Here is a 25,099-nt window from a genome sequence, read left to right on the forward strand (position 1 = left end):
TAGGCGCGGCGGAAAAATCCCAAACTGTCATCCAGACTGCTGTATCCTGCCCCAGCTTTTCGAAGCCTTATCACGCGCCAAGGCGCTGTCTTTTCACTCACACTTGCGAGGAACGACGAGATGCATGAAATCCCGAATCTTCCCTTCCCAAGCCTGAACCCCGAAGAGCAATCCGTTGCCGCCCACGCCGAACCGACGCCCACCGTCGAACAGGACGGCGACGATCAATCCAGCGCCGACCAGGAATAACCCGCGCACCGTTCGACAGTGTGAAAACGGCTGACCCGCGGGAGCTTCCCCGTCATCACGTTTTCACACCGTCCAGAAGCCACTACCCGGCGCAGCCCTCATGCCCGATTCACCGCGCCCCTTGCGGTCACCCCCTGCACGCTACCTGAACATCGCCATCCCCTTGGTCGTGCTGCCCGGCTATGCGCACAACGACCTGGGCTTTAGCGCCGTGGTCGCCGGCCTGGCGATCAGCGTCCGATATCCGAGGTGATGAACCAGGTGTCGGCGGCCAACCGTGACGCGGCGATGGAAGCGTATTCGCTGTTCATCGACCTGTCGCTGGGGATCACCAGGCCCCGAACGGGCCCAGTGGGATGCGGGTTGCTATTGGGCTGTTATCTGTACCGACAAGCTCGACTGTAACGCGAACGCTAAAAACCTGGGCCGCGCTGCACGTATTGCAGCACCACCTCCAACGGATGGCGCAACTGCTTTTCGGTCATGCGCTTGACCTGGCTACGGCACGAATATCCGGTCGCCAACGCTTCCCCTTGCTTGTCCAGCTTGGTCGCCCAGGACTGCTCGAAGATGGTCTTCGAGGTAGCCTGGTTTCGCGCCTCGTGCCCATAGGTGCCAGACATTCCACAGCAACCGGTGGCCTCGGTGATCAGCTTCAGGCCAAGGCGCGCGAACACCTGCTCCCACTGCCGGGTGCTGGCAGGCACGTTGGTCTTCTCGGTGCAGTGAGCCATCAGGCGGAACGTTTCGGTCTTGACCGCGTTCTGTTCGGGCAACACCTCCATCAGCCACTCCTGGGGCAGCAGCACCTGCGGGCATCCGTCCAGCCCCTCGACCTTCCGGTACTCCTGGCGATAGACCAAGGTCATCGCCGGATCCAGCCCCACCAACGGCACGCCGCAATCGGCCAAGGCCTTGAGCTGGGAGGCATTGCGGATCGCCGCCTTGGCGAAGGCGCCAAGGAAACCCTGTACATGCAACGGCTTGCCATTGGCACTGTACGGGGCAAGGAACACCTTGTGCCCCAGGCGGTGAGCCAGCTCGATAAGCGCGGCCAGCAGTGGTGTTTCGAAGTAGCGAGTGAAGGCGTCCTGCACCAGCACGATGCTGCGCTCGCGCTGGGCCGGGGTTAGCTCGCGCAGGGCCGGCACGCTCGCCATCTGGACCCGGCAACGGGTCAGGGTGGACTGGAAGTTGAAGCGGCTGATCAACGGGCTGTCGACCATGCCGATGCGGTCAGCCAGCAAGCGGCTCACCCACTTCGAGCCCATCACCGCGTTGTACAGCCCCGGCGCATGGGCCAGGTAAGGGATGCTGAATTCCAGCGAGCCGATCAGGTAGTCGCGCATTGGCCGCTGGTAACGCCCGTGATACAGCTCGAGGAAGCGCGAACGGAAATCCGGCACGTTGACCTTGATCGGGCACTGCCCCGCGCACGACTTGCACGCCAGGCAGCCGGCCATGGCATCGTACACTTCGTGGGAGAAGTCTGCCTGCCCACGCTGTCGCGCCCGACTGTTGCGCAGCCTGGCAGGCAGCCCCTTGAGCCAGGAAGCCCGGCGCTGGGCGGCAGCGAGCACATCGATATTGGCCTCGCCCTGCAGGCGCAGCCATTCACGGATCAGCGAGGCACGGCCCTTGGGCGAGTGCTGGCGCTCACGGGTCGCCTTCCACGATGGGCACATGGCGTCGTTGGGGTCGTAGTTGTAGCAGGCGCCATTGCCATTGCAGTACACGGCGCTGGCGAAGTCCTGCCACACCCGCTCGTCGATGGTGCGGTCGAGGTCGCCGCGCAAGGTCACGCCGTCCACCGCGGTCAGGCCCTCGGCACTGTCTGGCGGGGTGCAGATCTTGCCGGGGTTGAGCTGGTTGTGCGGGTCGAAGGCGCCCTTCAGGCGCTGCAATGCCGGGTACAGCTCGCCGAAGTAGTCCGGCACGTATTCCGAGCGCAGCCCCTTGCCGTGCTCACCCCACAGCAGGCCACCGTAGCGCTTGGTCAGCGCCGCCACGGCATCGGAGATCGGCTTGACCAGCGCCGCCTGGGCCGGGTCCTTCATGTCCAGGGCCGGGCGCACGTGCAAGACGCCGGCATCGACATGGCCGAACATGCCGTAGGCCAGGCCGTAACCGTCGAGCAAGGCGCGGAAATCGGCAATGTAGTCGGCCAGTTGCTCTGGCGGCACCGCCGTGTCCTCGACGAAGGGTTGCGGCCGCACCTCGCCCTCGACGTTGCCCAGTAGCCCCACCGAACGCTTGCGCATGGCATAGACGCGGGTCACGGCCTCGGCACCTTCGGCCAGGGTATGGCCCAGGCGCTCGACGCTGGTGTCGCGTTGCAGGTGATCGATGAAGGCCTGCACCCGGGCCTTGACCTCGGCCGGCTCATCGCCGCAGAACTCCACCAGATTGATGCCCAGGGTCGGGCGTTCGGGGTCGGCGGGGAAGTATTCGGCGACGCTGTGCCAGACAATGTCCTGCATCGCCAGCATCAGCACCTTGGAGTCCACCGTCTCGATCGACAGCGGCTTGAGCGCCATCAGCGCATTGGCATCACGCAGGGCATCCATGAAGCTGGTGTAGCGCACATTGACCAGCACGGCGTACTTGGGGATCGGCAGCACATTGAGCTTGGCTTCGACCACATAGCCCAGCGAGCCCTCGGCACCGCACAGCACGCTGTTGAGGTTGAAACGGCCCTGCTCGTCGCGCAGGTGCGCCAGGTCGTAGCCAGTCAGGCAGCGGTTGAGCTTGGGGAAGGTGCTTTCGATCAGTTCGCCCTGGGTTTGCTGGATCTCACGGGCCATGCGATACACCGCACCGACCCGGCCCGGCGCGGCACAGGCCTGCTCCAGCGCCGCGTCATCGATCGGCAGGCTGTGCAGGCGCTCGCCACCAAGCAGCACGCTGTGCAACTCGAGCACGTGGTCGCGGGTCTTGCCGTAGGTGCAACTGCCCTGGCCGCTGGCATCGGTGTTGATCATGCCGCCCACGGTGGCGCGGTTGGAGGTGGACAGCTCTGGCGCGAAGAACAGCCCGTGGGGCTTGAGCGCGGCATTGAGCTGGTCCTTGACCACACCCGCCTGGACCCGCACCCAGCGCTGCTCGACGTTAATCTCGAGAATGCTGTTCATGTGCCGCGACAGGTCGACGACGATGCCGTCGGTCAGCGACTGGCCGTTGGTGCCGGTGCCACCGCCGCGCGGGGTGAGCTTGATCTCACGAAAACGCGGCTCGGCCATCAGTGTGGCGACACGCGCCACGTCGTCGGCGTCCAGCGGGAACACCGCCGCCTGGGGTAGACGCTGGTAGATGGAGTTATCGGTAGCCAGCACGGTTCGGGTGCCGTAGTCGGCGCTGATCTGGCCACGGAAGCCGCTGTTCTTCAGGGCGTCGAGGAATTCGGGGTATTGGGCGGCGGGCGCGCGGGGCAGCAGCTGGGCGATCATCGAAGGATGCCTCTTTGATATCGGCTAATTCACGAGATGTTGTGTTTCCTGCGGCTACGGTATGAATGATCTGTACCGCATGACGAATGCCCCCATGTTCCTGTAGTTTCGCGCCAGGGGCAAACGGATATCCCTGCCGCTATCAATGAGCTTTATGAATGAATTACCGCCACCTCACCCCTTCGATGTCGCTGCTTCTGGCCTTCGAGGCCGCCGCCCGACATGAAAGCTACACTCGCGCCGCCGCCGAGCTGTCGCTGACCCAGAGCGCGGTGAGCCGCCAGGTGCAGGCGCTAGAGCAGCAGCTCGGGCTGACGCTGTTCCGCCGCGAGGGCCGCCAGGTCCATCTGACCGATGTCGGGCGCCTGTACCAGCGCGAACTCAGCGAAGCCCTGGGGCGTATCCGCAGCGCCACCCTGCAGGCCCTGGCCTATCAGTCCGGGGTCGGCACTCTGCGCCTGGCAACGCTACCGACCTTCGGCTCGAAATGGCTGCTGCCACGCCTGCATGCTTTCTACAGCGCGCATCCCGGCATGCTGGTGCACATTCATTCACGTATCGAAGCCATCAACTTCGATACCAGCGAAATCGACGCGGCCATCGGCGTTGCCAGCCACGACCTGCCCGGGCTGATCTGCCATCGCCTGCATGCCGAGGAACTGGTGGTGATCCTGCCACCCGACGCCAATGGGGATGGCCAATGGAGCCCGCAAAGGATCAGCGAGCAAGTGCTGCTCAACGTCGCCAATAACCCCCATGCCTGGGGCGAGTGGTTTTCCCACCATGCCCTGCCCCACCGGGCGATGCGCCTTGGGCCAAGTTTCGAACTGACCTCGCATTTGATTCAGGCGGTTCGGGCAGGCATAGGCATTGGCCTGGTGCCCAGGATCCTGGTGCAGGAGGAACTGGCCAGCGGCGAACTGTTCAGCCCGGGCACACCGTTTGCCAGCCAGCGCAGCTACTACCTGATCTATCCGCCCAGGAACGAGGCATTGCCATCGTTGCGAGCGTTTCGCGGCTGGTTGCTCGAACAGATCTGAGGTCGGCACAGGCAACAAAAAACCCGATGCCGGTTACTCGGCATCGGGTTTTTTGTTGGTGCGCCTCAGCGCTTACTTGGCGACGCTGCCAGCAGCACCATTAGCCTGGGACCCACGCTTGCTCTTGAGCTGGTAGGCCACATACATCACCACCAGCCACACCGGCATCGCGTACACCGACACCTGGATGCCCGGAATCTGCAGCATGATGCCCAGGATCAGCACCACGAACGCCAGGACCAGATAGTTGCCGTACGGGTACCACAGCGCCTTGAACAGCGGCTTCTGGCCGGTGCGGTCGAGGTGCTGGCGGAACTTCAGGTGCGAGTAGCTGATCATCGCCCAGTTGATCACCAGGGTCGCCACCACCAGCGACATCAGCAGCTCCAGGGCATTCTGCGGCATCAGGTAGTTGAGCAGCACCGCAATCAGGGTTACCGCCGCCGATACCAGGATCGAGCGCACCGGCACGCCGCGACGATCGACTTTGGCAAGAGCCGCCGGGGCATCACCCTGCTCGGCCATGCCCAGCAGCATGCGGGCGTTGCAGTAGGTGCCGCTGTTGTACACCGACAGTGCCGCGGTCAGCACCACGAAGTTCAGCAGGTGCGCGGCGACGTCGCTACCCAGCAGCGAGAACACCTGGACGAACGGGCTGCTGCCATAGCTGCCGCCGGAGGCGTCGATGCTCGCCACCAGGGTATCCCAAGGCGTCAGCGACAGCAGCACGACCAGGGCACCGACATAGAAGATCAGGATGCGGTAGATGACCTGGTTGATCGCCTTGGGGATCACGGTCTTCGGCTTGTCGGCCTCGGCAGCGGTGAAGCCGAGCATTTCCAGGCCACCGAAGGAGAACATGATGAACGCCAAGGCCATCACCAGGCCGCTGATGCCGTTGGGGAAGAAGCCGCCATGCGACCACAGGTTGGCCACGGTCGCGTCCGGGCCGCCACTGCCGCTGGTCAGCAGGTAGGCACCCAGGCCGATCATGCTGACGATGGCCACCACCTTGATGATGGCGAACCAGAACTCGGCCTCGCCGAAGAACTTCACGTTCATCAGGTTGATGGCGTTGATCAGCAGGAAGAACGCCGCCGCGGTGACCCAGGTCGGGATTTCCGGCCACCAGTAGTGCACGTACTTGCCCACCGCCGACAGTTCCGACATGCCCACCAGGATGTACAGCACCCAGCAGTTCCAGCCCGACAGGAAGCCGGCGAAGCCGCCCCAGTACTTGTGGGCGAAGTGGCTGAAGGAGCCGGCCACCGGCTCCTCGACGATCATTTCGCCGAGCTGGCGCATGATCATGAAGGCAATGAAGCCGCAGATGGCATAGCCGAGGATCATCGAAGGCCCGGCGGATTTCATCACGCCGGCGGAGCCCAGGAACAATCCGGTGCCGATGGCGCCGCCCAGGGCGATCAGCTGGATATGACGGTTCTTCAAGCCACGCTTGAGTTCACCAGACTGTGAATTATGTCCACTCATGAACGAAGTCACCTGCTTGTTTTTATCTGTGACGGAATCGGACCCACCGCGCTCGTGGCGCAGCGGAATGGGCAAGGTGGTTACCTTGGTACTTGTGACAGGACGTCGCACAAGGCCTTGGGAGGCCAGGGGCGGATCAACCGGGTGTCAGCAAGCGTGCGCGGTACGCAAGGGAGTCACAGGTAAAACGCGGCGCATTGTATACCCCTGCAAACGCGCAGGCGTCAACGCGTTGCATCGTTTCCTGTGGAAAAAACGCAGCGGTCCTGGGGAGAGAGCCTGAAAAGGCGAAGTGATCGGCGCGCATGACGCCTCCATTTGTTTGTTGTTCTTGGTGCCTGGCGATCCTGCCTGGCTTTGTACACGCAATGGCGCTATCTCAACGGTTGCACGGGGGTTTGGGAAGGGGGCTGCGGGTAGCGCGCAGGCTCTGGGGCGGGATATTCGGCAGGTTTTTGTTACACCGAATGGAAAGACCTTGGAAATCGGCTATATCCGTAACGTTTCTTTTACAAAACGGTTTGAAAAGTTTCCACTCCTCGGGGAAATTTCTTTTTGATCAGGGACTTGAGCCATTTTCAGCCCCTGGACGTGTAGGAGCCGGCTTGCCGGCGAACACCGGCATAGCCGGTGCCATCCTTCGCGGCGCCTGCTTCGCCAGCAAGCTGGCTCCTACATGCCAGGATTGGCCGCAAGAACAGCGTAGGAGCCGGCTTTGCCGGCGAACACCGGCATAGCCGGTGCCATCCTCCGCGGCGCCTGCTTCGCCAGCAAGCTGGCTCCTACATGCCAGGATTGGCCGCAAGAACAGCGTAGGAGCCGGCTTTGCCGGCGAACACCGGCGCAGCCGGTGCCATCCTTCGCGTCGCCTGCTTCGCCAGCAAGGCTGGCCCCTACGGGGCCGGGCAGATCGCGCACTCGCGCACAAAAAAGCCAGCCCGAAGGCTGGCTTTGGCAACACCGAGAGCGATCAGCCGCGCGGCTTCTCGCGCCCCCGGCCACGCCCCGCCGGCTTATCGCCGTCTGGACGCGCCGGGCGCTTGCGCATCTCGCTCGGCCGCTCAGCCACCGCGCTACCGCGGCTACCCTTGCGTGGCGCGGCGTCTTCACGCGGCGCACGGGCCGGACGCTCGCCCTGGCCTTCGGCAGCCGGGCGCAAGCTGCGCACACGCTCGCCACGGCCCAGCGGACGGGTCGACTTGCGCTGCAGGCGCTCGAGCTTGTCCTTGGCCTTGAGCTTCATCTCTGGCAGCGCCACCGGCTGCAGGCCGACTTCGGCGGCCAGGATATCGATCTCACCCTGGCTCATTTCGCGCCAGCGGCCCATCGGCAGGTCGGAGTTGAGGAACACCGGGCCGAAACGCACGCGCTTCAGGCGGCTGACCACCACGCCCTGGGACTCCCACAGGCGCCGCACTTCACGGTTGCGGCCTTCCATCACCACGCAGTGGTACCAGTGGTTGAAACCTTCACCGCCCGGCGCCTTCTGGATGTCGGTGAACTTGGCTGGGCCGTCCTCGAGCATCACCCCAGCCTTGAGGCGATCGACCATGTCGTCATCGACCTCGCCACGCACACGCACCGCGTATTCACGGTCCATCTCGTATGACGGGTGCATCAGGCGGTTGGCCAGTTCGCCATCGGTGGTGAACAACAGCAGGCCGGTGGTGTTGATGTCCAGGCGACCGATGTTGATCCAGCGCCCCTCTTTCGGGCGCGGCAGTCGATCGAACACGGTCGGGCGACCTTCCGGGTCGTCGCGGGTGCAGATTTCACCGTCGGGCTTGTTGTACATGATCACCCGACGGGTCGCCTCGGCGGACTCGACGCGCTTGATCAGCTTGCCATCGACGGTAATGGCGTCGTGCAGGTCGACGCGCAGGCCGAGGGTGGCCTCGACGCCGTTGACCTTGATACGACCCTGGCTGATCCAGGCCTCGACGTCACGGCGCGAACCGACGCCAATGCGCGCCAGCACCTTCTGCAGCTTTTCGCCGGATGGCGGGGTGGGTTGTTGGTCTTGCAGATCTTGGTCACTCATCTGGGCACCTCCCGGTGTAGTAGTGAAAGCGGGCGCGCATCATACGCGGTTCGGCAGACTAACGCATCTGGAGGGTAGAAGGTTTTTCGCCAAAGGCCCGCAGATTCCGCCCAAAGGTGGCGATCGCATCCCCTAGACTTTCGGCTCGGTCTCAGGCGCTTGCGCCTCATCGCGCAAATCATCGAAATCGGTCTTGAGCCCGTCTTCCATCGCATCCAGTTCCACCAGCAGCGAGCGGAAGCTGGTCTCGTCCTTGGGCGCCTGTTCCGCGCCCTCCTCGCCCAGGCTGGCATCGGCCAACGCCTGCAAATGCGCCGGTACCGGCGCCTCGTCCGGGTCAAGCACGGGCTCCAGTTCCATCTCGCGCAGTTCGGCCAAGGCCGGCAGCTCGTCGAGGCTCTTGAGGTTGAAGTGATCGAGAAACGCCTTGGTGGTGGCGAACATAGCCGGGCGCCCCGGTACCTCGCGGTAGCCGACGATGCGGATCCACTCGCGCTCCATGAGCGTCTTGATGATGTTGCTGTTGACCGCCACGCCACGCACGTCCTCGATCTCGCCACGGGTGATCGGCTGGCGGTAGGCGATCAGCGCCATGGTTTCCAGCAGCGCGCGGGAATAGCGCTGCGGACGCTCCTCCCAGAGGCGGCCGACCCAGGGTGCGTAGTCCTCGCGGATCTGCAGGCGATAGCCGGTCGCTACTTCCTTGAGCTCGAAGGCGCGACCGCTGCAGGACTTGCCCAGCACCTCCAGGGCCTTCTTGAAAACGGCGGGGGCCGGGCGCTCGGCCTCCTCGAACAGCTCGTAGAGGCGCTCGAGGGATTGCGGCTTGCCAGAGGCAAGCAGGAAGGCCTCGATCAGCGACGCCAGTTCACGGGGTTCGTTCAGGTTCATCGGTAGTTGTCAGGTCATTCTGCCCGGGCACGGACGTGAATCGGGGCGAAGGGCTCATTCTGCACCAGTTCGATCAAGGATTCCTTCACCAGCTCGAGAATCGCCATGAAGGTCACCACCACACCGAGCTTGCCCTCCTCGCGGGTGAACAGCTCGACGAAGGGCACGAAGGCGCCCCCTTTGAGGCGTTCGAGCACTTCGCTCATACGTTCGCGGGTCGACAGCACCTCGCGGGTGATCTGGTGGCTCTCGAACAGGTCGTTGCGGCGCATGACCTCGGCCATGGACAGCAGGATCTCTTCCAGCGCCACCTCGGGCAACAACTTGCGCACCTTGGCCTGCGGAGCCTCCAGGCGCGGCACGACGATTTCGCGTCCGACCCTGGGCAACTCATCGATACCTTCGGCGGCGGCCTTGAACCGCTCGTACTCCTGCAGCCGGCGAATCAGTTCGGCGCGCGGGTCGCCCTCCTCCTCCTCGACCTCGCCGGAACGCGGCAGCAGCATGCGCGACTTGATCTCGGCAAGCATGGCGGCCATCACCAGGTACTCGGCCGCCAGCTCCAGGCGCACGCTCTTCATCAGCTCGACATAGCTCATGTACTGGCGAGTGATCTCGGCCACGGGGATGTCGAGAATGTCCACGTTCTGCTTGCGGATCAGGTACAGCAACAGGTCCAGCGGGCCTTCGAAGGCTTCGAGGAAGACTTCCAGGGCATCCGGCGGGATATACAGGTCGACCGGCATCTCGGTCAGGGCTTCGCCGTAGACCAGGGCCAGTTGCAGCTGGAACGGCGTCTGCACCTCTGTGACCGGCGCCTCGGGGGCTTGTACCTGGCTCACGCGTTGACCAGGAACGGCGTCGGATCCCCGCAGCCTTCACGGATAAGCTCGGGCTCGTCACCGGACAGGTCGATGACGGTCGAGGCCTTCAGGTCGCCGAAGCCGCCGTCGATGATCAGATCGACATGGTGCTCCAGGCGCTGGCGGATCTCGTAGGGGTCGGTCATCGGCTCCTCGTCGCCTGGCAGAATGAGGCTGACACTCATCAGCGGTTCGCCCAGCTCCTCGAGCAGGGCCAGGACGATGGGATTGGACGGCACGCGCAGGCCAATGGTGCGGCGCTTGTCGTGCATCAGCAGGCGCGGCACCTCGCGGGTGGCGTTGAGGATGAAGGTGTACGGGCCCGGAATGTGGGCCTTGAGCAGGCGGAACGTTGCCGTGTCGATCTTGGCGAAGGTGCCCATCTCGGACAGGTCACAGCACAGCAGGGTGAAGTTGTGGTGCTTGTCCAGCTGGCGCAGGCGGCGCACGCGCTCGATGGCAGCCTTGTCACCGATCTGGCAGCCCATGGCATAGGCCGAGTCGGTCGGATAGACCACCACCCCACCTTTGCGGATGATCTCGACAGCCTGTTTGATCAGGCGCGCCTGCGGGTTCTCCGCATGAATCTGGAAAAATTGGCTCACGTAGTCGTCCTGTTCATACCGCCATAGGCTGTTCATGTCGGAATCGGCGCCACAGGGGTGGCAGGTCCTCGGGCAATGGCCGGTAGGCACCGATCTCGCCCCAGGTGCCGGGGCCGTGGAAGTCGCTGCCGGCGCTTGCCAGCAGGCCGAACTCACGGGTGAGGATAGACAGCGTTCCCACCTGCTCGGGCGGCATCATCCCATTGACCACTTCCAGTGCCTGCCCTCCAGCCTGAATATAGTCGGCAATCAGCCGTCTGCGCTTGCTGCGGGTCAGATCGTAGTGCATGGGATGAGCCAGGCTCACCCAGGCGTTGGACTCGCGCAGGGTGGCGACAGTTTCCTCTAGGGTCGGCCAGTGCAGCTTGACGTCGCCCAGCTTGCCGGCGCCCAACCACTTGCGAAACGCCTCGCCGCGGTCCTTGACGAAGCCGGCGCGCACCAGGAACTCGGCAAAATGCGGTCGCGCCGGGGCATTGCCGCTGTCGCCCAGTTCCTGCTGCACCGCCCGCGCGCCTTGCAGCGCGCCCGGCATGCCCTTGGCCGCCAGCTTGCGGTCGATCTCCTCGGCGCGCAGCCAGCGGCCACGGTGCAGGCCGTCGATCGCCTCGAGCAATGGCGCGGCATCGAGGGGGAAGTCATAACCCAGCACATGAATGGTGGCGCCGCCCCAGGTGCAGGACAGCTCCACGCCGCTGACCCAGGCCATGCCCCGTTCGGCGCAGGCCTGGCGCGCCTCGGGCAGACCGTCGATGGTGTCGTGGTCGGTGAGCGACAGCGTGCGCACCCCGTGCTCATGGGCCCGGGCGACCAGCGCCGTGGGCGACAGGGCGCCGTCGGAGGCCGTGCTGTGGCAGTGCAGATCAACATTCATGGAGGAGCGCTTTCGCTGGAATCGATGTTTGTTATTATGCCGTCACATCCCGCTTCTGGCTGCCACTGTGAAACAATTCATCGATTTCATCCCGCTGCTGCTGTTCTTCATCGTCTACAAACTCGACCCGCGCCCCGTCGAAATCGCCGGCCACGGCTTCGAGTTCGGCGGTATCTACAGCGCCACGGCGATGCTCATCGTCAGTTCCCTGGTGGTCTATGGCGCGCTGTTCCTGCGCCACGGCAAGCTGGAAAAAGGCCAGTTGCTGACCCTGGTGGCCTGCCTGGTGTTCGGCGGCCTGACCCTGGCCTTCCATAGCGAGACCTTCCTCAAGTGGAAAGCGCCGGTGGTCAACTGGTTGTTCGCCCTGGCCTTCGCCGGTAGCCACTTCATCGGCGACCGGGTGCTGATCAAGCGCATCATGGGCCACGCCCTGAGCCTGCCGGAGGCCATCTGGACGCGCCTGAACCTGGCCTGGATCGGTTTCTTCCTGGTGTGCGGCGCGGCCAACCTGTTCGTCGCCTTCACCTTCCAGGACATCTGGGTCGACTTCAAGGTGTTCGGCAGCCTGGGCATGACCGTGATCTTCCTGGTGGCTCAGGGCGTCTACCTTTCGCGCCACCTGCACGACGCCGACCCCTCCACCTCCAAACCCAAGGACTGACATGCTCTACGCCATCATCGCCAGCGACGTGGAAAACTCCCTGGACAAACGCCTGGCCGCCCGCCCGGCACACATCGAGCGCCTGCAGCAGCTCAAGGCCGAAGGCCGCGTGGCACTGGCCGGGCCGCACCCGGCCATCGACAGCAACGACCCTGGCGCAGCCGGTTTCAGCGGCAGCCTGATCGTCGCCGAGTTCGACTCGCTGGCCGCCGCCCAGGCCTGGGCCGATGCCGATCCCTACATCGCCGCGGGCGTTTACGACAAGGTCGTGGTCAAGCCGTTCAAGCAAGTCCTGCCATAACCGGCTTTTGAGGGGCGCGCCCGCTCCCACGAGGCCGCCCCAGCTACACCCCGCGCGGCACCATTCACAAATTCCGACAACCGGCCGACAACCTCCTGAATCGATTCGAATCAGGAGTTCCAATGCGTCAAGGTCCGATGTCCCTGTTGCTTTGCCTGTTGCTGCTGTCCCCTTTCGCCGCGGCCGAGCAGCCGTTGTCGCTGGAAGCCGGGGCGCGGATCACCGAGCTGCAACAGCGCCTGGAAGAAAGCGAGAAGCAGCGCGACGCGCTGAACCTGCAATTGCAGCGCCAGGACAGCGAGCGCGAAAGCGCCCAGCTCACCCGCCTGCGCCAGGACAACCAGCGCCTGAAGCTGGCGCTCAAGGAGCTGCAAGCTGGCGCCAGCGCCCCCCAACACCTGCTGACCGACCAGCAGCAGTGGTTCCTGATCGGCTCGGTCGTTGCACTGTTGTCGGCCGTCTGCGGTATCTTAGCCAGCGGCGGACACAGAAGACGCCGTCAATGGTTGAATTGAGTGAGACATGAGCGAGCTGTTACTGATTGATGATGACCAGGAACTGTGCGAGCTGCTCGGCAGCTGGCTGACCCAGGAAGGGTTCGCCGTACGCGCCTGCCATGACGGCCAGAGCGCGCGCCAGGCCTTGGCTGCCCATGCGCCGGCGGCGGTGGTTCTGGACGTCATGCTGCCGGACGGCAGCGGCCTGGAACTGCTCAAGCAGCTGCGCAGCGAACACACCGACCTGCCGGTGCTGATGCTCTCGGCCCGCGGCGAGCCACTGGACCGCATCCTCGGCCTGGAACTGGGTGCCGACGACTACCTGGCCAAGCCCTGCGACCCGCGCGAGCTCACCGCCCGCCTGCGCGCAGTACTGCGCCGCAGCCACCCCAGCGCGCCCAGCAGCCAGGTCGAGGTCGGCGACCTGGTCTTCAGCCCGGTGCGCGGGGTGGTCAGCATCGACCAACGCGAGATGACCCTCACCCTCTCCGAAAGCCGTATCCTCGAGGCGCTGCTGCGCCAACCCGGCGAGCCGCTGGACAAGCAGGAACTGGCGCAGATCGGCCTGGGCCGCAAGCTCACGCTCTATGACCGCAGCCTGGACATGCACGTCAGCAACCTGCGCAAGAAGATCGGGCCGCACCCGGATGGCCGCCCGCGCATCGTCGCCCTGCGCAGCCGCGGCTATTACTACAGTCTCTGACAGCGACCAGAACCCTGTAGGAGCGGCCTTGCGTCGCGAAAGGGCCGCAAAGCGGCCCCGGCGATCTTTGCAAAAACGCTGATATCCCGGGGCTGCTGCGCAGCCCTTTCGCGACACAAGGCCGCTCCTACAGAATCCGCACCGCGACGCGTTTCATCTTTACCCAGCCTTTACCCTCGCCTGACCGCCCTTGACCTTGATCTCCCTAGACTGGGCTCATCCGGTAACCACCGGCCCCTCAAAGGAGAGACACCATGCGCAAGACCCTTATCGCCCTGATGTTCGCCGCCGCCCTGCCAACCGTGGCCATGGCCATGCCCGAAGGCGGTCCGCGCCATGACGGCCCGCATCACCGCGGTGACGCGCCTTTCGCCCAGCTGGACCTGAGCCGCGAGCAACGCCAGCAGATCGGCAAGCTGATGGGCGAGCAGATGCAACAGCGCCGCGAGATCACCGCGCGCTACATCGACAAGCTGCCCGCTGCCGAGCAAAAGGCCCTGAAGGATGAACTCAAGGCCAGCCACGACAAGACCGACAGCCAGGTGCGCGCGCTGCTCAAGCCCGAGCAGCAGAAGAAGTTCGACGACCTGCAGAAGGAACGCGCCGCACGCAAGGCCGAGTGGCAGGAGTTCAAGGCCTGGAAAGCTGAAAAAGCCGCCAAGGCCCAGTAAGCTGTCAACCCGACGCCCGGCTCGCTCTCCAGCGGGCCGGGCTTTCGCCATTCCTCGGAGGTGCTCGTCTTGCGTTCACTGTTCTGGCGCATCCTGGCCAGTTTCTGGCTGGCCATAGCCCTGGTCGCCGGCCTGTCGATCCTGCTCGGGCACATGCTCAACCAGGACACCTGGATCCTCAGCCGCCATCCCGGGCTGAACGGCCTGGCCAGCCACTGGGCGCAGCATTACGAACAGGAAGGTGTCGAGGCAGCCCAGCGCTTCCTCGAACGACGCAAGCACCACTACAAGATCGACGTGCAGGTGCTCGACGACAGCGGCGAGGCTGTGGTCCCCGGCACCTTCCCGCGCCGCGCCGCCGCCTTCGAGGCGCGCCAGCACAATGACGAACGACGCCTGCCCTGGCGCCGCCTGACCGAGGAATACACCAGCCCCGGCAGCGGCGAGACCTACCTGCTGATCTACCGCATCCCTCACCCGGAGCTGGCGGCCTGGCACCGCGAGAGCCTGATCTGGCCGCTCAGTGCCCTGGGCATAGCCCTGGTGGTGCTGACCCTGTTCAGCCTGCTGGTGACCCTGTCCATCACCCGCCCGCTGAGCCGCCTGCGCGGCGCCGTGCATGACCTGGGGCAGACCAGCTACCAGCAGAACAGCCTGGCGCGCCTGGCGGTGCGCCGCGACGAATTCGGCGTGCTGGCCAACGACTTCAACAAGATGGGCGCACGCCTGCAAAGCCTGATCGGCAGCCAGCGCCAGCTGCTGCGCGACGTCTCCCATGAGCTGCGCTCACCGCTGGCGCGGCTGCGCATCGCCCTGGCCCTGGCCGAACGCGCCGAAGCCGAACAGCGCCAGGCGTTGTGGCCGCGCCTGACCCGCGAATGCGATCGTCTGGAGGACCTGATCAGCGAAATCCTCGTGCTGGCCCGGGTCGATGCCGAACAGGCGCATGCCGAGCCGGTGGATCTCAATGCCTTGCTGGGCGGCGTGCGCAAGGACGCCCAGCTGTCAGCGCCAGACCAGGAGGTACGCCTGGAAATGCAGCCGGGCCTGACCCTGCATGGCTGGCCAACGCTGATCGAACGGGCGGTGGACAACCTGCTGCGCAATGCCCTGCGCTTCAACCCGATCGGCCAGCCGATCGAGGTGCATGCCCGGCGCGAGCAAGATCGCATCGTGCTGAGCGTGCGCGATCATGGGCCGGGAGTGGCGGCAGAGCACTTGGCGCAGCTGGGCGAACCGTTCTTCCGGGCGCCGGGGCAGGAGGCGCCGGGCCATGGGCTGGGGTTGGCAATCGCGCGCAAGGCGGCGGAGCGCCATGGTGGGGCGCTGGTATTGACCAACCACCCGCAGGGCGGCTTCATTGCGACGCTGGATTTTCCCTGCGAGCGTGCTACTGGCTGACCAATCCTGGGACTGCTTTGCAGCCCTTTCGCGGCACAAGGCCGCTCCTACAGGAATGCGAACACTTGTAGGAGCGGCCTTGTGCCGCGAAAGAGCCGCAAAGCGGCCCCAATAGTCACTCGCCCCAGGCGCTGACGTACTGCGCGGTTTCCAGCACCGGCGCCGTGCGCGGCTCGCCCAACGGCGTACCGACATACAGGTAGCCGATTACCTCTTCGTTCGCCTCCAGGCCCAAGCCCTTGTGCACATGGGCATCGAAGGCCATGTCGCCAGTGCGCCATACCGCGCCGATACCCTGGGCATGGGCGGCGATCAGGATGCCATGGGCGGCGCAGCCCGCGGCCAGTCTCTGCTCGATCTTCGGCACCTTGAAGTGATCCTGCAGCCGGGCGATCACCACGATCAGCAACGGCGCGCGCAAGGGCATGGCGCGGGCCTTGTCCAGGGCGGCCTGGGTTGCATCGCCCTTGGCCTGCACGGCTTCGGCGAACAGCTCGCCGAGCTTTTCCCGGCCCTGCCCTTCGATGGTCAGGAAACGCCAGGGGCGCAACTGGCCATGGTCAGGCGCACGCAATGCGGCCTGGAACAGCGCCTCGCGCTGGGCGGCATTGGGCGCCGGGTCAGTCAGGCGTGGCACGGAAACACGGTTGAGCAATGCGTCGAGAGCCTCCATGGGCTACCCTCCTGGCAGATTGAAAGTGCGGCCATTCTCAAGCTGCCAGCATCAAGCTGCAAGCCACAAGAAAAACAGCCTTCGCAAGCCTCATTCACGCCAGACGCTTGCAGCTTGCAACTTGCGGCTTAAAATGGCGCCCTTTCCGTAGCGAGTCAGAGCAGATCACATGGCGTTGCCGACCTTAAGGATCATTGGTTTCATCATCGGCATCTTCCTGATCACCCTGGCAGTGAGCATGGTGGTGCCCATGGCGACCCTGGTGGTCTTCGAGCGCACCGGCGACATGCCGTCGTTCCTCTGGGCCAGCCTGATCACCTTCATCGCCGGCCTCGGCCTGGTCATCCCCGGCCGCCCGGACCACGTGCACCTGCGCCCCCGCGACATGTACCTGCTGACCGTCAGCAGCTGGCTGGTGGTGTGCGTGTTCGCCGCCCTGCCCTTCCTGCTGACCCAGCACATCAGCTACACCGACGCCTTCTTCGAGAGCATGTCCGGCATCACCGCCACCGGCGCCACCGTGCTCAGCGGCCTGGACAACATGTCGCCGGGCATCCTGATGTGGCGCTCGATGCTGCACTGGCTGGGCGGCATCGGCTTCATCGGCATGGCGGTGGCGATCCTGCCGCTGCTGCGTATCGGTGGCATGCGCCTGTTCCAGACCGAGTCCTCCGACCGCTCCGAAAAAGTCATGCCGCGCTCGCACATGGTCGCCAAGTCGATCGTCGCGGTGTACGTCGGCATCACCGTGTTCGGCAGCCTGGCCTTCTGGTGGGCGGGCATGAGCCCGTTCGACGCGATCAACCATGCCATGTCGGCGATTTCCACCGGCGGCTTCTCCACCTCCGACCAGTCGCTGGCCAAGTGGGACATCCCCGCGGTGCACTGGGTCGCGGTGGTGGTGATGATCATGGGCAGCGTGCCATTCACCCTCTACGTGGCGACCCTGCGTGGCCACCGCAGGGCGCTGATCAAGGACCAGCAGGTCCAGGGCCTGCTCGCCATGCTGGTGGCCACCTGGCTGGTACTCGGTACCTGGTACTGGGCGACGACCGACCTGCACTGGCTCGACGCCCTGCGCCACGTGGCCCTGAACGTCACCTCGGTGGTCACCACCACCGGCTTCGCCCTGGGCGACTACAGCCTGTGGGGCAATTTCTCGCTGATGCTGTTCTTCTACCTGGGCTTCGTCGGCGGCTGCTCCGGCTCGACGGCCGGCGGCATCAAGATCTTCCGCTTCCAGGTCGCCTACATCCTGCTCAAGGCCAACCTCAACCAGCTGATCCACCCGCGCGCGGTGATCAAGCAGAAGTACAACGGCCACCGCCTCGACGAAGAGATCGTGCGTTCGATCCTGACGTTCTCGTTCTTCTTCGCCATCACCATCTGCATCATCGCCCTGCTGCTGTCGCTGCTGGGCGTGGACTGGATGACCGCGCTCACCGGTGCCGCCGGTACTGTCTCGGGCGTCGGCCCGGGGCTGGGCGAAGTGATCGGCCCGGCCGGCAACTACGCGACGCTGCCGGATGCCGCCAAATGGATCCTTGCCGGCGGCATGCTGCTGGGCCGCCTGGAGATCATCACGGTGCTGGTGTTGTGCATGCCGGCGTTCTGGCGTCACTGACCGACAGCCGCGTGCGGTACTCGCTCGGCGTGCTGTCGAACCAGCGGCGGAACGCCCGGTAGAAGTTGCTCGGGTCGGCGAAACCCAGCAGGTAGGCGGTTTCCAGCAACGTGGTGCCAGGCTGCGCCAGGTACTGCTCGGCCAGTTCGCGGCGGGTGTCGTCGAGCAAGGTCTGGAAGCTGGTGCCCTCGTCCTGCAGGCGCCGCTGCAAGGTGCGCTGCGAAAGGTGCAGGGCCTGGGCCACGGTTTCACGCTTGGGCTCGCCCTGGGGCAGGATGCGGCACAGCACCTGGCGCACGCGGTGGGTTACCCGGCTTTCCGAGAAACGCGCCAGGTACTCACCGGCGAAACGGTCGTGCAGCACTGCCATCGCCTCGTTGGCGGTGGGCAACGGCGCCTCCATGTCGGCACGCGCGAACACCAGCGCGTCATGGGGCGCGCCAAATTGCAGCGGCGCGTGGAAAGCCACCTTGTACGGCTCGACATTTTTCGGCAGGGCGCCCTGGATCAGCACGCGCCGCGGCTGGATCGGCCGCCCGCTGAGCCAGGTGCACAGCGCCAGGGCGCAAGCCAGCGAAGCCTCGCCGCTGTGTCGGGTGGGCGGCAGGTGATCGCCATGCACGGTCAACACCAAAGCATAGCCGTCGGGTTCCAGGCGAAAGCTCAGGTCCGAACTTTCGGCGATGATCCGCTGGTAGCGCACCAGCCGTTCGAAGCCTTCGGCCAGGGTCCGACTGGACATCAGCGCGTAGCCCACCACATGGAAAGACGCCGGGCGCACCACCCGCGCCATGTTCAGGCCGATGGCCTGGTTGCCAGACAGTTCCACCGCCAGTTGCCACAGGCGGGTCATCGAATCCTGGGTAAAGCGCGCGTCCGGATCTTCCAGGGCAGCGAAATCCAGGCCCAGCCGCCTGAACATCGCCGGGCAGTCGAGCCCCTCGAGCTCAAGTGCCTTGACGATGCCTGATGCCCAGCTGGCTGACGTGGTTCTCTCACTCATGGCGGGCTTCTTGTGTTGATCGCTACGGCGGTGAAGCGAAAGGATACTCAATTGGCGCCCAGGGTCACTGGCCATCCCCCCAACTGACTCTAGACTCGATTCAGGCTCCACGCCGTGTATCCTGTAGCCAGACCCGCAGATCCGGAAAGCACCGCCATGACCAGCACCACGCAGTTCCGCAGTTTTGCCGAGTTCTACCCCTATTACCTGGGCGAGCACAGCAACCCCACCTGCCGTCGCCTGCACTTCGTCGGCACCGCCCTGGTGATCGCCCTGCTCGCCTACACCCTGGGCAGCGGCAAATGGCTGTTGCTGCTGGCCGTGCCACTAGCCGGCTACGGCTTCGCCTGGGTCGGGCACTTCTTTTTCGAGAAGAACCGCCCCGCCACCTTCAGCCACCCGTGGTACAGCCTGGTCGGCGATTTCGCCATGTTCCGCGACATCCTGCTGGGGCGCATCGCCCTCTGATTGCAGGCTTGGCGCCAGCAACCGACTTGCTGAATGCTCTCGAGCCGCCGCGTCGCCTGGTTCGCCAGCAAGCTGGCTCCTACGGGTATTGCAGGCCGTAACCGTTGTAGGAGCCGGCTTGCCGGCGAACACCGGCGTAGCCGGTGCCATCCTCCGCGCCGCCTGGTTCGCCAGCAAGGCTTGCGCCTACAGGAAGCGCCGCGACTCGTTCAGGCCGTCTCGCCCAGTGCCGCCAAGCGTTGCGCCGTCTCCCGGGCCTGGGCCTCGGCGAAACGGTAAAGCTCGATCTGCCCATCCCAGTGCTCGATCAGCGCCGTGCACGACTCCACCCAGTCGCCACAGTTGAGGTATTCCACCTCGCCGACCTTACGGATCTCGGCATGGTGGATATGCCCGCACACCACGCCCTGGAAGCCACGCCGGGTGCACTCATGGGCGATGGCATCCTCGAAGTCGCTGATGAAGTTCACCGCGCCCTTGACCTTGTGCTTGAGGTACGCCGACAGCGACCAGTAGCCATAGCCATAGCGGGCCCGCCAATGATTGAGCCAGCGGTTGAGCACCAGGGTGAATTCGTAGGCACGATCGCCCAGGAACGCCAGCCAGCGGTGGTAGCGGGTAATCACATCGAACTGGTCGCCGTGGATCACCAGCAGGCGCCGGCCATCGGCCGTCAGGTGCTCGGCCTCGTCCACCAACTGGATGTTGCCGAGCATCAGCTTGGAATAGCGGCGCAGGAATTCGTCGTGGTTGCCGGTGACGTAGATCACCTCGGTTCCGCGCTTGCTCAAGGTCAGCAGGCGGCGGATCACGTTGGTATGGGCTTGCGGCCAATAAATGCCGCTGCGCAGCTTCCAGCCATCGATGATGTCGCCGACCAGGTAAATGCGGTCGGCCTGGTAACCCTTGAGAAAGTGCGCCAGGTGCTCGGCCTGGCAGTCCCGGGTACCCAGATGCACGTCGGAGATCCAGAGGGTGCGCACACGCTGCTTGCGCGAGGGTCGGGCGAGTTCGGCATGGGTCATGGGCAGGCTCCGGCGCTGTTTGCTGGAGACTGGCAGGCGCAGGTGACAGGTTGGTGGCAATCCGGTGACGATCTGCGCGCCGGCGCAGGGTGTACACTGCCTGCCTGCACACGAGGACTTGCCATGACCACCGGCCCGCTGCTGTCGCTGCGCCATTACCGCCACGACCTGATCGCCCATAGCCACGACCATTCGCAACTGGTGTTCGGGCTAGGCGGGCGTCTGGATTTCGAGGTGCAGGGCCGTGGCGCGCGGATCGATCGCCAGGACCTGATGGTGGTGCCGGCCGGTGCTCACCATACCTGCGGCAGCCCCGCCGGCAGCCAATGCCTGGTGCTGGACATACCACCCGGGCAGTGGCTCGAGCAGCACCTGGGCGAGCATGTCGACAACAGCCGGCGCTTGCTCGACTGCCCCGGCGCCCTGAGCCTGGACAGCCGCCAGCAGCAGCTGGTCGACTGGCTGGCGAGCAGCCCTGTGGACGACCCGCTGATCGCCCGCCAGGGCGCCGTGCTGTTGCTGGCCAGCCTGCTGCCTCACGCCGGGCCCGCGATAGCGGCCAGCAAGCGCCTGCCCTATGCCGCCTTCGACCGGCATATCGAGCAGCACGCCGCCTATCCATTGCAGGTCGCCGACCTGGCGCGGCTGGCCGGGCTATCCAGCGCGCGGCTGCATGCGCGGTTCGCCAGCGAGTGCGGCATGACGCCGATGGACTATATCCGCCAGCGGCGGCTGTCGATGGCGCGGCGACTGTTGCGCGACACCCCGCTGCCGGTGGGGGAGGTCGCGGCGCGGGTGGGCTATGGCTCGCAAAGCGCCTTCAGCGCGGCAGTGATGCGAACATTCGGCTGTACGCCGCTGGCGTTGCGCCGCGAGTCTGGCGACAACGGGCGCGAGGCGGGCGACAGAACTGCCTGAGGATCGAACGTACACTGCTGCCTATATCGACTTCATCGCGGGTCAAGCCCGCTCCCACATGCCTTGTGCATGATCTGTGGGAGCGGACTTGCCCGGCGAAGGAGCCAGCACGCAACGCTCACCGCAGCCAAGGATCACCATGAACCAACGCACCGCCCTCGGCGCCCTGCATATCGGCGCGCTGTTCTTCGGCCTGACCGGCGTCTTCGGCAAACTGGCCGCCAGTGCCAGCCCCTCGATCATCGTCTTCGGCCGCGCCGCGTTCGCCGTGCTGGCCCTGGGCCTGTTCGCCGGCCTGGCGCGCCAGGCCTGGCAACCGCTGCGCGGCCAGGACTTGCGCCGCCTGCTGCTGGGAGGTGTGCTGCTGGCCGGGCACTGGGTGAGCTTCTTCATCGCGGTCAAGGTCGGCGGCGTGGCCATCGCCACCCTCGGTTTCGCCAGCTTCCCAGCCTTTACCGTGATCCTCGAGGGCCTGCTGTTCCGCGAACGCATTCGCCGCAACGAGGCTGTCCTGGTGCTGCTGGTGAGCATCGGCCTGGTGCTGGTCACTCCTGCCTTCGACCTGGCCAGCGAGGCCACCGGCGGGCTGCTCTGGGCGTTGCTCTCGGGCCTGCTGTTCTCGCTGCTGTCGCTGACCAACCGCGCCGGCTCCGGGCGCCTGCCCGCCGTGCAGGCGGCGCTGTGGCAGAACCTGGTGGTGAGCCTGTGCCTGCTGCCGTTCGCCGCGCCGGGCCTGGCAGTCGTGGCGCCCATGGACTGGCTGTGGATCGCCATGCTCGGCATCTTCTGCACCGGCGTCGCCCACAGCCTGTTCGTCGCCAGCCTGGCGGTGATCAAGGCGCGGACCGCAGCCGTAGTGTTCGGTATGGAGCCGGTCTACGGCATCGCCGTGGCCTGGGTGGTGTTCGCCGAACAGCCGACCCTGCGCATGCTCGCTGGTGGTGCCTTGATCATCTTCGCCATCGTCCTGTCCAGCCGCCTGGCCGCCGAGCAACCCACCCGGCGGACCATGGCCGAAAGCGCCTGATCAGCGATCGTTGTGACCCAGGTCGCGCTGCGGATCGATCTGGTCACGCACCCGCTGCTTGAGCGCCTTGGCCTCGGGGAAGCCGCCGTCGGCTTTGCGCTCCCAGATCTGCACGCCGTCGCAGGTGATGCGGAACACCCCGCCGGTACCAGGTTCCAGGGCGACCTGGCCGAGGTCGTCAGCGAAGGTGCTGAGCAACTCCTGCGCCAGCCAGGCGGCGCGCAACAGCCATTGGCACTGGGTGCAATAAGTGATGACAATTTGCGGCTTGTTATCGGGCATGTCGGGGAACTCCGTGGGAAGGGCCGCTTATACTAGCGGTCTTTACCCTCTGGTTTGAGACTCACGATGCGCCGCTTGCTGTTCTGCTTCCTGTTGCTCACCTCCCTCACGGTGCAGGCCATCGACGCGCCCCGGCCGAAGATCGGCCTGGTGTTGTCCGGCGGCGCCGCCCGTGGCCTGGCGCATATCGGCGTGCTCAAGGCTCTCGAGGAACAGGGCGTGCGCATCGACGCCATCGCCGGCACCAGCATGGGCGCGGTGGTCGGCGGGCTGTATGCCTCTGGCTACAGCATCGCCGAACTGGAGAAGCTGGCCACCACCCTCGACTGGCAACAGGCGCTGTCCGACGCGCCACCGCGCAAGGACGTGCCGTTCCGGCGCAAGCAGGACGACCGCGACTTCCTGGTCAAGCAGAAGCTGAGCTTTCGCGACGACGGCAGCCTCGGCCTGCCCCTGGGGGTGATCCAGGGCCAGAACCTGGCCCTGCTGCTGGAAAGCAAGTTGGCCCACACTGCCGACATCCGCGACTTCGACAAGCTGCCGATCCCGTTCCGCGCCGTGGCCACCGATATCACCAGCGGCGAAAAGGTGGTGTTCCGCCGTGGCCACCTGCCCCAGGTGATCCGCGCCAGCATGTCGATCCCGGCGGTGTTCGCCCCGGTGGAGCTGGACGGCCGCCTGCTGGTGGACGGTGGCATGACCGACAACATCCCAGTGGATGTGGTGCGCGAGATGGGCGTCGACCTGGCCATCGTCGTCGACATCGGCACGCCGCTGCGCAACCGCAAGCAGCTGGCCACGGTGGTGGATGTGCTCAACCAGTCGATCACCCTGATGACCCGGCGCAACTCCGAGGAGCAACTGGCCAGCCTGCGCCGCGAGGACATCCTGGTGCAGCCGCCACTGGCAGCCTTCGGCGTCACCGACTTCGGCCGCGCCCAGGACATGATCGACGCCGGCTACCGCGCCACCCGCGGTCTCGACCCACGCCTGGCGGCGCTGCGTCAGCCCGAAGGCGACGCCAACCTGGCCGTGGCCCGCTCGCCGCGCCAGCGCACGCCGATTATCACCGCGATCAAGGTGGAGAACGACTCCAAGGTCAGCGACGACGTGATCCGCTACTACATCCGCCAACCCATCGGCGAACCGCTGGACCTCGGCCGCCTGCAGACCGACATGGGCACCCTGTACGGCCTCGACTACTTCGACCAGGTGCAGTACCGGGTGGTGCACAAGGGCGAGGACAACACCCTGGTGATCAATGCCCGCGGCCGGCGCGGCGGCACCGACTACCTGCGCCTGGGCCTGAACCTGTCCGACGACCTGCGCGGCGACAGCGCCTTCAACCTTGGTGCCAGCTACCGAGTCAACGGCATCAACCGTCTTGGCGCCGAATGGTTGACCCGCGCGCAGATCGGCGACCAGCAGGAGCTGTACAGCGAGTTCTACCAGCCGCTGGACGTCGGTTCGCGCTACTTCATCGCTCCTTACCTGGACCTGGGCTCGCAGAACGTCGAGGCCACCCTCGACAACGACCCGGTGGCCGAGTATCGCCTCGAGCGCTATGGCTTCGGCCTCAATGTCGGTCGGCAGATCGGCACTTACGGCGAAGTGCGCCTGGGCGTGGGCAAGGCCTGGGGGAATGCCGAGGTGCGCATCGGCGACCAGGACCTGCCCAAGGTCAGCTTCAACGAGGGTTTCTACGAACTCAAGTACTCGTTCGACACCTTCGACAACGTGTACTTCCCGCACAGCGGCGAGGATATCGGCCTGACCGTGCGCAAGTACGACAAGTCGCTGGATTCGGACCAGGACTACCGGCAATGGCTGGTCAACCTGGACAAGGCCATCAGCAGCGGACCGAACACCCTGGTGCTGGGCGGGCGCTACGGAAGAACCCTGGATGACGCCGAGGTGGTGACCTCAAGCTTCGTGTTCGGTGGCGCGCGGCAGCTGTCGGGCTTTCGCCAGGACTCGGTCTCCGGGCAGAACATGAGCCTGCTACGGATGGTCTACTACCGCCGCCTGACCCCGCGGGCGTACCTGCCGCTGGACTTCCCGCTGTACCTGGGCGGTTCGCTGGAGCGCGGCCGGGCATGGAACAACGACAATGAGTTCGACAGTGGCTACATCAACGCGGCGAGCATCTTCCTGGGGCTGGAAACGCCGCTGGGGCCGCTGAACCTGAGCTATGGGACCAACGATGCCCATGAGAAGGCGGTGTACCTGAACCTGGGGCATACGTTCTAGCGGCAAGCGGCAAGCTTCAAGCCCCAAGAAAAAGCGGATCGCGTAGATGCACAGATCCGCTTTTTCTTGAAGCTTGAAGCTTGCAGCTGCTG

Annotated in this window: 24 protein-coding genes and 2 pseudogenes; 15 read left to right on the plus strand and 11 right to left on the minus strand. The window is 65.2% G+C overall.

What is annotated here, in order from left to right; all coding sequences use genetic code 11:
* Window positions 1-120 precede the first annotated feature (120 nt).
* The 3 genes and pseudogenes from E3U47_RS25205 to E3U47_RS25480 form a co-directional block, all read left to right on the plus strand.
* Complete coding sequence (locus E3U47_RS25205; protein ID WP_256660253.1) at window positions 121-249, plus strand: hypothetical protein; 129 nt, start codon at window positions 121-123, stop codon at window positions 247-249.
* Window positions 250-349: 100 nt separating this feature from the next.
* Window positions 350-493: pseudogene (locus tag E3U47_RS24945) on the plus strand (MFS transporter); the annotation flags it as partial.
* 2 nt (window positions 494-495) lie between these two features.
* A pseudogene (locus E3U47_RS25480) lies at window positions 496-654 on the plus strand (MFS transporter); the annotation flags it as partial.
* 8 nt (window positions 655-662) lie between these two features.
* Here E3U47_RS25480 and E3U47_RS09105 read toward each other — a convergent pair.
* A complete protein-coding gene (locus tag E3U47_RS09105; protein ID WP_134690923.1) occupies window positions 663-3,695 on the minus strand; it encodes an FAD-binding and (Fe-S)-binding domain-containing protein in 3,033 nt (1,010 codons plus the stop codon).
* Window positions 3,696-3,853: 158 nt separating this feature from the next.
* Between E3U47_RS09105 and E3U47_RS09110 the strand changes: the two genes are divergently transcribed.
* On the plus strand, window positions 3,854-4,735 hold the full coding sequence (locus E3U47_RS09110; RefSeq protein WP_134690925.1) for a LysR substrate-binding domain-containing protein: 882 nt from the start codon (window positions 3,854-3,856) through the stop codon (window positions 4,733-4,735).
* Window positions 4,736-4,807: 72 nt separating this feature from the next.
* Here the strand turns inward: E3U47_RS09110 and E3U47_RS09115 are convergent, their stop codons facing one another.
* From E3U47_RS09115 to E3U47_RS09145, 6 genes are all read right to left on the minus strand, one after another.
* The gene (locus tag E3U47_RS09115) at window positions 4,808-6,226 is read right to left on the minus strand and encodes an amino acid permease (RefSeq protein WP_134690927.1); all 1,419 of its coding nucleotides are present in this window, start codon (window positions 6,224-6,226) and stop codon (window positions 4,808-4,810) included.
* Between the two features lie 970 nt (window positions 6,227-7,196).
* Window positions 7,197-8,267 carry a 23S rRNA pseudouridine(2605) synthase RluB gene (gene rluB / locus E3U47_RS09125; protein WP_134690931.1) on the minus strand — a complete coding sequence of 357 codons (1,071 nt, stop codon included), beginning with the start codon at window positions 8,265-8,267 and terminating at the stop codon, window positions 7,197-7,199.
* Between the two features lie 132 nt (window positions 8,268-8,399).
* Window positions 8,400-9,158, minus strand: a complete 759-nt coding sequence (gene scpB, locus E3U47_RS09130) for an SMC-Scp complex subunit ScpB (protein ID WP_134690933.1) — start codon at window positions 9,156-9,158, stop codon at window positions 8,400-8,402.
* A 14-nt stretch (window positions 9,159-9,172) separates the two neighbouring features.
* Window positions 9,173-9,871, minus strand: a complete 699-nt coding sequence (locus E3U47_RS09135) for a ScpA family protein (protein WP_167659462.1) — start codon at window positions 9,869-9,871, stop codon at window positions 9,173-9,175.
* Between the two features lie 125 nt (window positions 9,872-9,996).
* Complete coding sequence (locus E3U47_RS09140) at window positions 9,997-10,626, minus strand: L-threonylcarbamoyladenylate synthase (protein WP_038707583.1); 630 nt, start codon at window positions 10,624-10,626, stop codon at window positions 9,997-9,999.
* 13 nt (window positions 10,627-10,639) lie between these two features.
* The gene (locus E3U47_RS09145) at window positions 10,640-11,500 is read right to left on the minus strand and encodes a PHP domain-containing protein (RefSeq protein WP_134690937.1); all 861 of its coding nucleotides are present in this window, start codon (window positions 11,498-11,500) and stop codon (window positions 10,640-10,642) included.
* Window positions 11,501-11,567: 67 nt separating this feature from the next.
* On the opposite strand from E3U47_RS09145, the gene E3U47_RS09150 reads away from it, so the two are divergent.
* The 6 genes from E3U47_RS09150 (at window position 11,568) to E3U47_RS09175 (ending at window position 15,737) form a co-directional block, all read left to right on the plus strand.
* The gene (locus E3U47_RS09150; protein WP_134690939.1) at window positions 11,568-12,164 is read left to right on the plus strand and encodes a septation protein A; all 597 of its coding nucleotides are present in this window, start codon (window positions 11,568-11,570) and stop codon (window positions 12,162-12,164) included.
* Between the two features lies 1 nt (window position 12,165).
* The gene (locus tag E3U47_RS09155) at window positions 12,166-12,465 is read left to right on the plus strand and encodes a YciI family protein (protein WP_134690941.1); all 300 of its coding nucleotides are present in this window, start codon (window positions 12,166-12,168) and stop codon (window positions 12,463-12,465) included.
* A 122-nt stretch (window positions 12,466-12,587) separates the two neighbouring features.
* On the plus strand, window positions 12,588-12,980 hold the full coding sequence (locus E3U47_RS09160; protein WP_134690943.1) for a translation initiation factor 2: 393 nt from the start codon (window positions 12,588-12,590) through the stop codon (window positions 12,978-12,980).
* A 7-nt stretch (window positions 12,981-12,987) separates the two neighbouring features.
* Window positions 12,988-13,665 (plus strand): response regulator transcription factor, encoded by a 678-nt coding sequence (locus tag E3U47_RS09165; RefSeq protein ID WP_134690945.1) that lies wholly within the window; start codon window positions 12,988-12,990, stop codon window positions 13,663-13,665.
* Window positions 13,666-13,919: 254 nt separating this feature from the next.
* On the plus strand, window positions 13,920-14,336 hold the full coding sequence (locus E3U47_RS09170) for a Spy/CpxP family protein refolding chaperone (RefSeq protein ID WP_134690946.1): 417 nt from the start codon (window positions 13,920-13,922) through the stop codon (window positions 14,334-14,336).
* Between the two features lie 69 nt (window positions 14,337-14,405).
* Window positions 14,406-15,737, plus strand: a complete 1,332-nt coding sequence (locus tag E3U47_RS09175; protein WP_134690948.1) for a cell wall metabolism sensor histidine kinase WalK — start codon at window positions 14,406-14,408, stop codon at window positions 15,735-15,737.
* A 115-nt stretch (window positions 15,738-15,852) separates the two neighbouring features.
* Here E3U47_RS09175 and E3U47_RS09180 read toward each other — a convergent pair whose 3' ends face one another.
* The gene (locus E3U47_RS09180) at window positions 15,853-16,410 is read right to left on the minus strand and encodes an NAD(P)H nitroreductase (protein ID WP_134690950.1); all 558 of its coding nucleotides are present in this window, start codon (window positions 16,408-16,410) and stop codon (window positions 15,853-15,855) included.
* Between the two features lie 169 nt (window positions 16,411-16,579).
* On the opposite strand from E3U47_RS09180, the gene E3U47_RS09185 reads away from it, so the two are divergent.
* Complete coding sequence (locus E3U47_RS09185) at window positions 16,580-18,034, plus strand: TrkH family potassium uptake protein (RefSeq protein WP_134690952.1); 1,455 nt, start codon at window positions 16,580-16,582, stop codon at window positions 18,032-18,034.
* On the opposite strand, the gene E3U47_RS09190 is transcribed toward E3U47_RS09185, so the two are convergent.
* Window positions 17,991-19,037, minus strand: a complete 1,047-nt coding sequence (locus E3U47_RS09190; RefSeq protein WP_134690954.1) for an AraC family transcriptional regulator — start codon at window positions 19,035-19,037, stop codon at window positions 17,991-17,993. The two genes, E3U47_RS09185 and E3U47_RS09190, sit on opposite strands and share 44 nt — an antisense overlap.
* A 156-nt stretch (window positions 19,038-19,193) precedes the next feature.
* Between E3U47_RS09190 and E3U47_RS09195 the strand changes: the two genes are divergently transcribed.
* The gene (locus E3U47_RS09195) at window positions 19,194-19,505 is read left to right on the plus strand and encodes a DUF962 domain-containing protein (protein ID WP_134690956.1); all 312 of its coding nucleotides are present in this window, start codon (window positions 19,194-19,196) and stop codon (window positions 19,503-19,505) included.
* Between the two features lie 209 nt (window positions 19,506-19,714).
* On the opposite strand, the gene E3U47_RS09200 is transcribed toward E3U47_RS09195, so the two are convergent.
* Window positions 19,715-20,530: a UDP-2,3-diacylglucosamine diphosphatase gene (locus E3U47_RS09200; RefSeq protein ID WP_134690958.1), complete on the minus strand. Its 816-nt coding sequence runs from the start codon at window positions 20,528-20,530 to the stop codon at window positions 19,715-19,717.
* 123 nt (window positions 20,531-20,653) lie between these two features.
* Between E3U47_RS09200 and E3U47_RS09205 the strand changes: the two genes are divergently transcribed.
* A complete protein-coding gene (locus E3U47_RS09205) occupies window positions 20,654-21,448 on the plus strand; it encodes an AraC family transcriptional regulator (RefSeq protein WP_134690960.1) in 795 nt (264 codons plus the stop codon).
* Window positions 21,449-21,587: 139 nt separating this feature from the next.
* A complete protein-coding gene (locus E3U47_RS09210) occupies window positions 21,588-22,475 on the plus strand; it encodes a DMT family transporter (protein ID WP_134690962.1) in 888 nt (295 codons plus the stop codon).
* Here E3U47_RS09210 and E3U47_RS09215 read toward each other — a convergent pair whose 3' ends face one another.
* Window positions 22,476-22,757, minus strand: coding sequence for a SelT/SelW/SelH family protein (locus E3U47_RS09215; protein ID WP_134690964.1), 282 nt, complete (start codon window positions 22,755-22,757; stop codon window positions 22,476-22,478).
* A gap of 66 nt (window positions 22,758-22,823) precedes the next feature.
* Here E3U47_RS09215 and E3U47_RS09220 point away from each other — a divergent pair, with 66 nt between their 5' ends.
* Window positions 22,824-25,007, plus strand: a complete 2,184-nt coding sequence (locus E3U47_RS09220) for a patatin-like phospholipase family protein (protein WP_134690966.1) — start codon at window positions 22,824-22,826, stop codon at window positions 25,005-25,007.
* The last annotated feature ends 92 nt before the right edge of the window (window positions 25,008-25,099 follow it).

The sequence above is a fragment of the Pseudomonas sp. RIT623 genome, from assembly GCF_004519305.1.
Taxonomy (GTDB): domain Bacteria; phylum Pseudomonadota; class Gammaproteobacteria; order Pseudomonadales; family Pseudomonadaceae; genus Aquipseudomonas.